At 47.6% G+C, this 11,744-nt stretch carries 9 protein-coding genes; 7 read left to right on the top strand and 2 right to left on the bottom strand.

Going from position 1 to position 11,744, the window contains the following annotated elements; all coding sequences use genetic code 11:
• The first annotated feature begins 236 nt into the window (after positions 1-236).
• Together gap and D9Y29_RS26295 are read left to right on the top strand one after the other, a co-directional pair.
• On the top strand, positions 237-1,250 hold the full coding sequence (gap, locus tag D9Y29_RS26290; protein ID WP_127133237.1) for a type I glyceraldehyde-3-phosphate dehydrogenase: 1,014 nt from the start codon (positions 237-239) through the stop codon (positions 1,248-1,250).
• A gap of 102 nt (positions 1,251-1,352) precedes the next feature.
• Positions 1,353-2,549 (top strand): phosphoglycerate kinase, encoded by a 1,197-nt coding sequence (locus D9Y29_RS26295; protein ID WP_127133238.1) that lies wholly within the window; start codon positions 1,353-1,355, stop codon positions 2,547-2,549.
• A gap of 198 nt (positions 2,550-2,747) precedes the next feature.
• Here the strand turns inward: D9Y29_RS26295 and D9Y29_RS26300 are convergent, their stop codons facing one another.
• On the bottom strand, positions 2,748-3,893 hold the full coding sequence (locus D9Y29_RS26300) for a PQQ-dependent sugar dehydrogenase (RefSeq protein WP_127133239.1): 1,146 nt from the start codon (positions 3,891-3,893) through the stop codon (positions 2,748-2,750).
• A 156-nt stretch (positions 3,894-4,049) separates the two neighbouring features.
• On the opposite strand from D9Y29_RS26300, the gene D9Y29_RS26305 reads away from it, so the two are divergent.
• The 3 genes from D9Y29_RS26305 to D9Y29_RS26315 are packed head-to-tail and all read left to right on the top strand — an operon-like array spanning position 4,050 to position 5,916.
• The gene (locus D9Y29_RS26305; protein ID WP_127133240.1) at positions 4,050-4,640 is read left to right on the top strand and encodes a LemA family protein; all 591 of its coding nucleotides are present in this window, start codon (positions 4,050-4,052) and stop codon (positions 4,638-4,640) included.
• Between the two features lie 19 nt (positions 4,641-4,659).
• Positions 4,660-5,121: a TPM domain-containing protein gene (locus D9Y29_RS26310; protein ID WP_127133241.1), complete on the top strand. Its 462-nt coding sequence runs from the start codon at positions 4,660-4,662 to the stop codon at positions 5,119-5,121.
• A gap of 12 nt (positions 5,122-5,133) precedes the next feature.
• Positions 5,134-5,916 carry a TPM domain-containing protein gene (locus tag D9Y29_RS26315; protein WP_127133242.1) on the top strand — a complete coding sequence of 261 codons (783 nt, stop codon included), beginning with the start codon at positions 5,134-5,136 and terminating at the stop codon, positions 5,914-5,916.
• Between the two features lie 321 nt (positions 5,917-6,237).
• On the opposite strand, the gene D9Y29_RS26320 is transcribed toward D9Y29_RS26315, so the two are convergent.
• The gene (locus D9Y29_RS26320) at positions 6,238-8,751 is read right to left on the bottom strand and encodes a M1 family metallopeptidase (protein ID WP_127133243.1); all 2,514 of its coding nucleotides are present in this window, start codon (positions 8,749-8,751) and stop codon (positions 6,238-6,240) included.
• A gap of 122 nt (positions 8,752-8,873) precedes the next feature.
• On the opposite strand from D9Y29_RS26320, the gene D9Y29_RS26325 reads away from it, so the two are divergent.
• Positions 8,874-10,259: a hypothetical protein gene (locus D9Y29_RS26325; RefSeq protein WP_127133244.1), complete on the top strand. Its 1,386-nt coding sequence runs from the start codon at positions 8,874-8,876 to the stop codon at positions 10,257-10,259.
• 29 nt (positions 10,260-10,288) lie between these two features.
• Positions 10,289-11,041, top strand: coding sequence for a tRNA pseudouridine(38-40) synthase TruA (gene truA, locus D9Y29_RS26330; protein ID WP_127133245.1), 753 nt, complete (start codon positions 10,289-10,291; stop codon positions 11,039-11,041).
• The last annotated feature ends 703 nt before the right edge of the window (positions 11,042-11,744 follow it).

Raw genomic sequence — 11,744 nt, forward strand, 5'->3', positions numbered from 1 at the left:
GTCCTAACCCTTAGACGAACGCGGCGTTGTAAGGGAGTGCAAAGATAGGGGGGGAGGCCATTTCAGCCAAATAAAAAGTAAAAAAATGTAGAAAATTTTCAACCATTGCTCTTTCATTTCATTTCAAACTCTTGCGAAGGCTTACTCGCACTGTATTTCCTCGAAATCTTAATCCAATTGACTGCAAATCTTTAACTTCGCTCCGCATTTTTTCACCATTAAAATTTCACCTCACAATGAGTACTGTTAAAGTGGCGATCAATGGTTTTGGCCGTATCGGCCGTTTGGTTTATCGCCAAATCTACAAAATGGAAGGGATCGACGTTGTTGCTATCAATGACCTCACCAGTCCCAAAGTATTGGCTCACCTCCTGAAGTACGACAGCGCTCAGGGACGATTCGACGCTGAAGTTAAATCCACTGAGAACTCCATTATAGTGAATGGTGACGAAGTGAAGATCTATGCGCAAAAGAATCCCGCCGATATTCCCTGGGGACAACATGGTGTTGACGTAGTTCTCGAGTGCACAGGCTTCTTCACCGATAAAGACAAAGCTGCCGCTCACATCACAGCAGGCGCCAAAAAAGTTGTGATCTCCGCACCCGCTACAGGAGACCTCAAAACAATCGTGTTCAACGTTAACCACAATATTCTCGACGGTTCTGAAACCATCATCAGCTGCGCTTCCTGCACTACCAACTGCCTCGCGCCAATGGCTGATGTACTCGACAAACAATTCGGTATCGTGAATGGTCTCATGACTACCATCCATGCCTACACGAACGATCAGAACACACAAGACGCCCCTCACCCCAAAGGTGACCTGCGCCGCGCCCGCGCTGCCGCTCAGAACATCGTTCCCAACAGCACTGGTGCAGCCAAAGCCATCGGCCTGGTGCTGCCTAACCTGAAAGGAAAACTCGACGGCTCCGCTCAGCGTGTTCCCGTTCTCACCGGTTCTCTCACAGAAGTTACCGCCGTTCTCAACAAGAAAACTACCGTTGACGAACTGAACGCAGCTATGAAAGCAGCATCCAACGAAAGCTTCGGTTACACTGAAGACGAGATCGTGAGCAGCGATATCATCGGTATCCACTACGGATCACTGTTCGACGCCACGCAAACACGCGTTCAAACAGTTGGCGATACCCAACTCGTTCGCGTAGTGAGCTGGTACGATAACGAAATGAGCTATGTTAGCCAGCTCGTTCGTACCGTGAAATATTTCGCTGGCCTCATCAGCAAATAATCTCTCCCGTTCTTAACATATTCGAACCACAACAGGCAGGTACATGATTTGCATGACGCCTGCTTTGTTGTGGTTCCTTTTTTCTTCCTCTAAAAAGAAAATATGTCAACATTCAGCCAATTCAACTTCAAAGGACTTAAAGCATTGGTGCGCGTAGACTTCAACGTACCCCTCAATGCGGAATTTCAGATTACCGACGATACCCGCATGAAAGCCGCTGTGCCCACCATCAAAAAGATCCTTAGCGACGGTGGCAGCGTGATCCTCATGAGCCATCTCGGCAGACCGAAAGACGGTCCTTCTGATAAATATTCACTGAAGCACCTGGTAAAACATCTTTCCCAACTCCTCGATGGAGCTTTTGTACTGTTTGCCAACGACTGCATCGGTGAACAGGCTGTGCTGACAGCCGGCATGCTGAAACCAGGCGAAGTACTGCTGCTGGAAAACCTTCGCTTCTACAAAGAAGAAGAAAAAGGCGACGAAGGCTTCGCTAAAAAACTGGCAGCACTCGGCGATGTTTATGTGAACGACGCCTTCGGCACCGCACACCGCGCACACGCTTCCACAGCCGTGATCGCACAATTCTTCCCCAAAGACAAAAGGATGTTCGGCCTCCTCATGGAAGGTGAAGTGGCCAGCGCAGAAAAAGTACTCCACCAGGCACAAAAACCTTTTACCGCCATCATCGGCGGCGCAAAAGTGTCTGACAAGATCCTCATTATCGAAAATCTCCTGGAACGCGCTACCGATATCATCATCGGCGGCGGGATGGCTTATACTTTCGAGAAAGCCCAGGGTGGTAAGATCGGTAATTCACTTTGTGAAGATGATCGACTGAACACGGCAAAGGAACTGCTGAAGAAAGCAGAAGCAAAAGGTGTTCGCATCCACCTGCCTTCCGATTCCACCATCGCAGACAAGTTCGATGCCAATGCAGAAACTTCCGGCGCACCCAGCAATAACATCCCCGACGGATGGATGGGACTGGACATTGGCCCCAATGCCTGCGAACAGTTCACTAACGTGATCAAACAATCGAAAACCATTCTCTGGAACGGACCGATGGGCGTATTCGAAATGGAAAAATTCCAACACGGGACCAAAGCCATCGCAACTGCAGTAGCAGAAGCAACACAAGAAGGCGCTTTCTCCCTCGTAGGTGGTGGCGATTCAGTGGCCGCAGTGAACCAGTTCGGATTCACCGATAAAGTAAGTTATGTATCCACAGGCGGCGGCGCTATGCTGGAATACTTTGAAGGAAAAGAACTTCCCGGCATCGCTGCTGTGAAAGCATAATTATCTTCTTGCATTTTATTTAAAGTGCAGCTACAAAATGGCTGCACTTTTTTATTTCGCTGCCGCCAGTCGCTCGCCTCTGGCGAGTGACCGGTATTTGTTCGCCTCCGGCGAACTGTCGCCAGAGGCGACAAAACAAAAGTCACTCGCCAGAGGCGAGCGACTGGGCACACGCTGATTATTCCGTTTCAGCTCTATCTATCTCAATGATCTTATCATTACTCGTATTACTTGTACACACATACACTTNTATTCCGTTTCAGCTCTATCTATCTCAATGATCTTATCATTACTCGTATTACTTGTACACACATACACTTTACCCTCTGGTGAAATACAAATATCTCTTAGCCTGCCATACTTATTTGCCAGGAAGCTAACGGTATTGGTTATGCTTGTTCCGGAATTGCCGAGCTCCAGCTGGTACAACGTACTTCCTTTAAGTGTGCAAAGCAATAATGAATTCTTCCACTGCGGAATACGGTCCTTATTATAGAACTCCAGACCGCAGGTTGCAATAGTTGGCGTCCACACCTGCAACGGTTCTGCCACATTGTTGGCAGCACAGAAGGTTTGCTCTGCACTGGTATTGCAGAAGCCATGCACATTCGGCCATCCATAGTTCCTTCCTTTCTGAATGATATTGATCTCGTCATCATTACTCGGGCCATGCTCGGAACTGTAAAGAATATTATTATGCCATACCAGTCCCTGTGCATTGCGATGCCCGAAACTCCAGATGGCGTTGCCGGCAATGGGATTGTCGGAAGGAATGCTGCCATCGGTTTCTATCCGTAGGATCTTTCCATTGAGTGAAGATGTGTTTTGCGCAGAACTTTGGTTCTCTGCATCGCCAGTACTGATGTACAGTTTTTTATCGGGACCGAATACCAGCCTGCAACCGTTATGGTTACGCGCAGCTGCGATATTATCAAGGATGGTAACGGCATTGGTCAGACTACCATTGCTGTAATTGTAACGGACGATCTTTTCTTTGTAACCACCGTTATCATAATTATAGACGATGAAAACCTCAGGGCTGGCATTGAAATCCGGATGCAGGGCCATGCCGAGCAGGCCCCCTTCGCCCTGTTCCACCACTTCACTGATGGTGAGCAGCGGAGAAACCACGCCGGTAGCCGGGTTCACACGACTGATGCGCCCGCCGCGTTCCGTCATCCAGATCTGATCGTCGGGTCCCCAGAGGATTTCCCAGGGTAAACGCAGATTTTCCACCAACACTTTGTCAGTCAATGCCACAGGATTTTGAGGAGGATCATTGTTGCGCCTGCAGGCAAACAGGGCAATCATCGGGAGCCACAGAAGCAAAAAGGATGGTTTCATTGTAATAATATTGAAGGGTGATATACTAATGATACGAAAACTGTGCCGCAGAAGTTTGGCGGCTCCCGGAGCTGGTTAGCCCAAATGCTTATCAGATTTTAATGTGAGCTTGATCCAAAATTGTTAATTTTAATACGTAATCAAATATTATACAAAATGAAATCCCGTAATCTTGTTCTCATCATTGTAGTTTTCATCATTCTCATTCTCGGCGGTTGCGGTTGCAATGGCTATAACAATATGATCAAGCTCGATGAAGATGTGAAGGCAAAATGGGCAAACGTTCAGAGTGACTACCAGCGTCGTGCAGACCTGATCCCCAACCTGGTGAATACCGTAAAAGGATACGCCAACTTTGAGCAGGAAACCCTCACTAAAGTGATCGAGGCAAGAGCTAAAGCCACTTCCGTGCAGGTGAATGCAGACAATCTCACTCCTGAAAACCTGGCGAAATTCCAACAGGCACAAGGCGAAGTAAGCAGCGCACTCAGCAGATTGCTGGTGACAGTTGAAAGGTATCCCGACCTGAAAGCCAACCAGAATTTCATGGACCTGCAAAAACAACTGGAAGGAACTGAGAACCGTATCAAAGTTTCCCGTAACGATTTCAATACTGCCGTTCAGGGTTACAATACAACCATCCGCAGATTCCCCAATAACCTCTTTGCAGGTATGTTCGGTTTCCGCGTGAAAGAACCTTTCAAAGCCGATCCCGGAGCAGAAAGAGCGCCAGAAGTAAAATTCTAATCATCCCAGAACTACTTACATGGCATTATTTCCTTTCTTCCGAAAACCTGTTTTCTTCACACCAGAAGAACAACAGCGAATCACTGATGCGATCAAAGAAGCAGAACGCAGGACAAGCGGCGAAGTACGCGTGTTCGTGGAAAGCCGTTGCCGCTTCGTAGATCCGCTGGACAGGGCAGCTGAGATCTTCCTGGGACTGAAAATGGACCAGACAGATGATCATAATGCAGTACTCGTGTACCTGGCGGTGAAAGACCATCAGTTTGCCATCCTCGCCGATGGCGGCATCCATCGCAAAGTAGGCGATGTGTTCTGGAACAATGAAGTAACGGCCATGCGCCGTCATTTCAAAGAGAACCATGTTGCAGATGCCGTAGTACAGGTTGTAACGGATGTGGGCGATGCGTTGCATACACACTTCCCGTACGACAGGGACAATGATAAAAATGAATTGCCGGATGATATTGTCTTCGGCAGGTAAACCAGTATACAGATGAAGAGACTTCTTTTTTTACTTTCCTTTCTGCTGATCATTGCCACGGGTTGGGCCCAGGATATTGAAAAGATCATCCAGACAAAACCCACCAAACTGGTAAATGACTATGCAGGCGTCCTCTCCGAAGAGGAGAAACAGAACCTGGAAAGAACATTGGTTGCCTACGATGACTCTACATCCAACCAGATTGCAGTAGTACTGGTGAAAACATTGGGCGATAATCACCCCATTGAAGAAACCGGACTGAAGATCCTGCGCGGCTGGGGAATCGGCAATAAGAATACAAATAATGGTATCCTGATACTGGCGGCTATTGATGACCGTCAGGTGAGGATCGAAGTGGGATACGGCCTCGAAGGCGCCATCCCGGATATCACGGCCAGCCAGATCATCCGTAATGATATCGCTCCCAATTTCCGTAGCAGCGATTATTACCAGGGACTATCGGCAGCAGCTGCATCGCTGATCAAAGCAGCAGCAGGCGAATACAAAGCGCCCAAGGATTATAATAAGCGCGGCAAAAAGAAAAATAACGGTATCATCGGTATCATTGGCATCATCATCTTTATTATCATCATCAGCGCGATTGGCGGCGGCGGAGGTGGTGGAGGCTTCATGAGTCGCAGAGGCTATCGCGGTGTTGGCCCAACCATCTTCTGGCCCGGTGGTGGCGGAGGCTGGTCAGGCGGCGGCGGTGGCGGCTGGTCCGGTGGAGGCGGCGGCTTCGGAGGCTTCGGCGGAGGAGGCGGCGGCGGTGGCGGCGCAAGCGGCAGCTGGTAAACTATTTTAAAGCGGGATCTTTGGTCCCGCTTTTTTTTAGCACCCCTTTAAAAAGCCAGTATTTCACTACTATCATACTGCTTTCGTACTAGCTTCCAACTACTCCCTTACCAGCCTCTGACTACACTCAGACTACCCTCTGACTACACTCCCGCATACCTCCGGGTACCACTCAGCAGCAACTAATACCCAATTAAGCAGCAACTAACGTACCATTCGGACCTTCCAATTGCCTGGTAATCATTTGATTAAATTGCCAGAGAACAAAAAAGCCCGGCTAACGGTTTGTCAGCCAGGCTTTTATAATGAGTTTTTGAAAGACTAGAATCCTTTCTTATCTCCCTGAACCTGAGTTTTCAGGTATTCAATCTGCTCCTGGAGCGCCTTCTTATCGGAAGCAATTGCTACAGCAGCTTCTTTCTTCTTCAATGTGGCATTCATCAGGAAATTGTTCACCACCTGCTCATAACCGTAAGGCTTCAGCACTTCCCTGAATTTGATAATAGCATCAACACCTTTCTTGAAATTGGCGGTGTTGCTCACATTACCGAGGTACTCAGCGAAAGGAGGCAGCAGGTTGAACTTGGCGTTAGACAAAGGCATCTCATCGAAAGTATTTGCAATCAGTTCAAAGGAACTTTCGTCACCAGACCGGGCCAGTACTTTCAAAACAGATTCGGTCATGGCGCCTTTCAGCTTTCCACCTGATGCGATCTTCTTCGCAGCAGTTAATGCAGCGGCCTTATCTTTCTTCGACAGGTTTTCCAGTGAGGCGCCAGCTACGCTGTAAGAAGAATCGGTAATTCCTTTTGCGTAGATAGCATTGTATGCATCGTTATCGTAGTTAACAAGCGCAGAAATGGCTGCTGCGCGAACAGTTGATTTGGGATCGGTCTTCGCCAGGTCGGCCAGGATCGGTTCAACAGCGGATTTGAGTGCGCTGTTCTTGAAGTCCAGCCTGGTAGCCGTGAGTATGCGCAGTCCATGGTACTTGTCTTTCAAAGCCAGTTTCAGTAATTCCTGAGCTTTTGAATTGTCCTGGTTCTTTTGTGCAAATTCGATCGCTTCACGACGGTCGAGGTACAGACCGGCATATTTATACTGGTGGATATAATTGTCCAGCGTCTTGTTGTCTTTCTTGATAGCAAGGAGGATCTTGTCTCCGTCTACATTCACCAGTTCGGGCCTGCTGGTGTAGGAGAAAGTGAAAGTATCCACTGTATTTTTCACCCAAACATTGTGGCGTGTTTTTTTCGCGCCATTGTATACATCGATAGCGATCGGAAGGATGAATACTTTTCCTGATTTCTGTGTTTGTTTGATGATCACCTGAACGGTTTTTGCATTCTCGTTGTACAGGTAATCGATATCCAGCAAAGGATGACCATCACCGAAATACCATTGATTCCAGAACCAGTTGAGGTCCTGGCCGGTCACTTTTTCGAAAGCGAGACGGAGCTGGTGGGCTTCGGCTGCCTGGAATTTGTTGTCCTGGAGATAAACGTTGAGCGACTTGTTGAAGGCATCATCTCCCACATAATTGCGGAGCATGTGCAGGATGCGGCCGCCTTTGTTGTAGCTAACGGCATCGAACATGGACTCTTTGTCGGGATAATGGAAACGCACGAGGTGTTTCTTTTCGCTTCCGCTTTGCAGGTAACCCGCCATATCATTATAGTTCTGGGCGTCACCGGCATCTTTTCCATATTTGTATTCATCCCACAGTGTTTCGCTGTAGTTGGCGAATGATTCGTTCACGGTGAGGTTGCTCCAGCTTTCGCAGGTAACATAGTCGCCAAACCAGTGGTGGAACAATTCGTGTGCGATGGTGCTTTCCCAGCCATTGCCATCGATCAGTTCGCGTGCATCCTGCTGAGCGCTTTCCTGGTGCAGTACAGCCGTGGTGTTTTCCATGGCGCCGCTTACATAGTCGCGCGCAGTCATCTGCGAATATTTTGCCCAGGGATATTCCAGGCCTGTGATCTTTGAGAAGAAGGTCATCATTTCCGGCGTGTTGCCGAAGATCTTTCTGGCCACGGGAGCATATTCATGTTCCACATAGTAGTTCACTTCTTTTCCTTTCCATTTGTCTTTGATCACGGCATAATCGCCCACCCCCATGAAGAAAAGATAAGGGGCATGGGGAAGGTCCATTTTCCAGTGGTCTGTCCGGGTGCCGTTAGCATTCTTTTTGGAGCTGATCATTTTCCCGTTGGAGAGGGTTACATATTTGGCAGGGACCGTCATGATGGTTTCCTGTGTGGTCTTCATGTTTGGTTTGTCGATAGTAGGGCACCAAACGGAAGTGGCTTCGGTTTCGCCCTGCGTCCAGATCTGTGTGGGCTTATCTTTTTCCTCGCCTTTGGGATTGATGAAGTAAAGGCCCTTTGCATCTGTGATAGCCGCACTGCCCTGTACTTTCACTTCGTTGGGTTTGGCGGTATAATCTATATAGATGGTATAGGTTTCGTTGTTCTTGTAAGTTTTACCCAGATTGATGCGGAGGTTCCAGCCATCGTACTCGAATTTGAGTGGGGTGGTGGAGCTTCCTTTCACCAGGGCCACTTTATGGATATCCATTCCCTTTGCGTCCAGGTTAAGGGAATCGGTGGGATAGAAATGGGGTTTGAGTGTGATCCACACTTTTCCGTACATGTAGGATTTGTCGTAGTCGAATTTCGCGTCCACTTTTGTATGAACGAGGTCATTGATGATCGTATAGCTTCCACGGTACTCCTTCTTCCAGGATGTGTCCTGAGCTGCTGCTTCGTGCTCCTGCGCTGCAAGCTGTTGCGCGGTAGCGAGGGCTAATACTCCAATAAGGAATTTCTTCATGATGAAAATTTAAGTGGCGTAAAGATAGAATCTGCCTTTCTTAATATTACTAAAAAACTGTACAAGTGGCGGCAAGGTAATTGCAAATAAGTAGATTTGCTTATCAGCAATCCATACCGCAGATGATGCGAACTGTTTTAGCCATAATTATTTACCTGTTCTCTGCTGTGCAGCTCTCAGCCCAGGATCGTTATTTCCTGTGTATCCAAACGGAGGATAAACAGCCTTTTTACGTGCGCATATCCAATAAAACCTGGAGCTCCAGCACTGTGGGCAACCTGGTGGTGCCCGGGCTGGGCGATAGCACATACCAGGTATCGGTAGGATTTCCCCGCAATAAATATCCCGAACAGGACTTCCTGGTCACTTTCAACAGGAAAGACCTGGGCTTTACACTGAAACCCGCCGGCGATCAGAATTTTACGCTGGTTAACTGGAATAATGGCGAACGGTTATCGCCCCGCGCCAGCCAGGCCATTGAAGTAAACTGGTATGGAGAAAAGAAAAAAGAAGATGCTTTCACCAGTTTGATGGCTGCAGTAGTGAACGATTCCGCCGTGCTGTACGTAGCTACCGTGAAAGATCTCCCCGGAAAGCAGGAAGTATTTGCCAATGCAACTCCCGATCCCGGAAGTACAACTATAATAAAAGATAGTGCAATTGCAGTGGTAACGGACAGCGGCGCAATGGCTGCCAATGCCATTGGGGCTAATGTGGATTCTGCGCTGGATCTGCATTCAGGCCCCGATACCCTGAAAGGAGCCATGGCAATGAATGCCGGAGACGTGATGGTAGATACTGCTGTAGTGAAAGTGGACTCCTCCGTTGCTGTTGCGGTTGAGCCAAAAGGTCCCACCAATACTGCAAACGGGCTCACTGCCGTGAAAGATTCCGCAGCGGCCGTTGAAGCAGGTCCGATCCTCGTATACAAAGCACCCAGGCCTGCAGTGACATTGGTGAAAGACTATATCCTGCCCAAAGGCAGAAGCATGTTGTTTACAGACAGCTCCGCATCCGGCGTAGACACCATTTCTGTGATCATCGATGCCGGGCCTGCTCCCGATACGGCAATGAAAGCAGTTGCCAATACTGCAGAAACGCCTGCACCGGTGAATGCTACGCCCACCAACGCGGAAACTGCCGCTGTAAAGAATGGAACTGCTGCAGAACCTGAACCTGAAAAAAAGAAGATGGTGATGATCAATTCCGATTGTTCCAATTTCGCCACAGATAACGATATCGATAAGCTGCGCGTGAAGATCCTGGATGAGCCAACGCTTGACAGCAAGCTGGCTGCCACCAAAAAGCTTTTCAAATCCAAATGCATCTATACCCGCCAGATCAGGGCGCTTTCCGAGTTATTTATGAATGATGAGGCGCAATACAGGTTCTTCGAGCAGTGCTATCCTTTTACTGCCGATACCAGTGAATTCCGTTCTCTCATCTCATTATTGACCGAAGAAACGTACATTGCCCGCTTTAAAACACTGGTCAGGATCAAAGACTGACCCGGTTTGAACTGATAATCTCTATTATAATGGCCCGATACTTCATTGAAGTAAGCTATAAAGGAACCCGGTATGCGGGATTCCAGGTGCAGGACGATGTGCTCACCATCCAGAGCGAAGTGGAAAAAGCGCTGGCTGTGTATTTCAGGCAACATGTGCCCCTGACAGGATCCTCGCGTACAGACTCCGGTGTACATGCCCGGCAGAATTTCTTCCAGTTTGATGCGGAGTTCGCCGTTCCGGATCGCGCAATCTATAATCTAAATGCGATCCTCCCCGGAGATATCGCCATTCACAGTATCCGGCGTATGCCCGGTAATGCCCATTGCCGCTTTGATGCCATTGCCAGGGAATATGAATACACCGTATACAGGGCAAAAGATCCTTTTATTGCAGACCGCGCTTACTTCTTTCCATATACAGTGGATGAAGACGTATTGCAACAGGCGGCAGGTATTATTAAGGAGTATACAGATTTCACCAGTTTCAGTAAAAGGAATACACAGGTAAAGACATTCAATTGCAGTATCAGATACAGTGAGTGGGTGAGGAAAGATGATACACTTATATATAGAGTAAAAGCAAACAGGTTCCTTCGCGGAATGGTGAGGGGATTAACGGGAACGATGTTGAAAGCAGGGAGAGGAAAGATAACGCTGGATGAATTTAGAAGAGTGATAGAAGCGAAGGATTGTACAGGCGCTGATTTTTCAGTTCCCGGTCATGGGTTACTGTTAGTAAAAGTGGAATACCCCGATGGATATTTTAGAAAAGTAGAATAAGCTACAAAAAATATTCGCTTTGAAACCCGCCACAGTATTGAGTTTCAGAAGTTGATATGAAAATAGTTTTGAAAAGATTTGGTAGAAAACAAAACACGCTTATCTTTGCACCCCGCTTGAGAAAAACGGATAGAGAGAAAGAAGGAAGAAGAGAGAAAGCCGTTGAAAAGTGATAGAGTTCTTTGCATGGTTGAAAAAAGGAAAAAGTAAAAAAGAGAGCGAAAAAATGAGAAAAGATTTGGTGGTAAATGATAAACGCTCTACCTTCGCACCCCGCTTCAAAAAGTGAACAGTTCTTTCCCCTTTACTAATCAGACAGAGCGAAAAAAAAGTAGCAAAAAGATAATGAAAAGTTTGGTGAGAAATACAAACTCTGCTACCTTCGCACCCCCGATAGAAAAGTAGAAAAAGAGACAGAGAAAAGAGGTCGGAAATACAGTTAGTTCTTAGAGAATACGGTGGTTGAAACGAAGAAAAAAAGGTGGTAAAAAAGTGTAGAAATATTTGGATGAGATGCGATAGCCACTTACCTTTGCAACCCGTTCAGAAACAGCAAGTTCTTTCAGGTATTGGTTAGTTGAAAAGTCGATGGAAATCGAAAAATAAGCTGACAGAATATTTGGTAAGTATACTGCGGTCCCTTACCTTTGCACCCCGCTCGCAAGAGTGGCGGTTTGAAAAGGAAAAAGTAGGGCCGAAAGAT

Origin of the sequence: Pseudoflavitalea rhizosphaerae (genome assembly GCF_003991355.1) — a bacterium.
Taxonomy (GTDB): domain Bacteria; phylum Bacteroidota; class Bacteroidia; order Chitinophagales; family Chitinophagaceae; genus Pseudobacter; species Pseudobacter rhizosphaerae.

Bases quoted from the DNA above. Each gene is read 5' to 3' on its own strand.
- gap (WP_127133237.1), top strand. From the start codon at position 237: ATGAGTACTGTTAAAGTGGCGATCAATGGTTTTGGCCGTATCGGCCGT.
- D9Y29_RS26295 (WP_127133238.1), top strand. From the start codon at position 1,353: ATGTCAACATTCAGCCAATTCAACTTCAAAGGACTTAAAGCATTGGTG.
- D9Y29_RS26305 (WP_127133240.1), top strand. From the start codon at position 4,050: ATGAAATCCCGTAATCTTGTTCTCATCATTGTAGTTTTCATCATTCTC.
- D9Y29_RS26310 (WP_127133241.1), top strand. From the start codon at position 4,660: ATGGCATTATTTCCTTTCTTCCGAAAACCTGTTTTCTTCACACCAGAA.
- D9Y29_RS26315 (WP_127133242.1), top strand. From the start codon at position 5,134: ATGAAGAGACTTCTTTTTTTACTTTCCTTTCTGCTGATCATTGCCACG.
- D9Y29_RS26320 (WP_127133243.1), bottom strand. From the start codon at position 8,751: ATGAAGAAATTCCTTATTGGAGTATTAGCCCTCGCTACCGCGCAACAG.
- D9Y29_RS26325 (WP_127133244.1), top strand. From the start codon at position 8,874: ATGATGCGAACTGTTTTAGCCATAATTATTTACCTGTTCTCTGCTGTG.
- truA (WP_127133245.1), top strand. From the start codon at position 10,289: ATGGCCCGATACTTCATTGAAGTAAGCTATAAAGGAACCCGGTATGCG.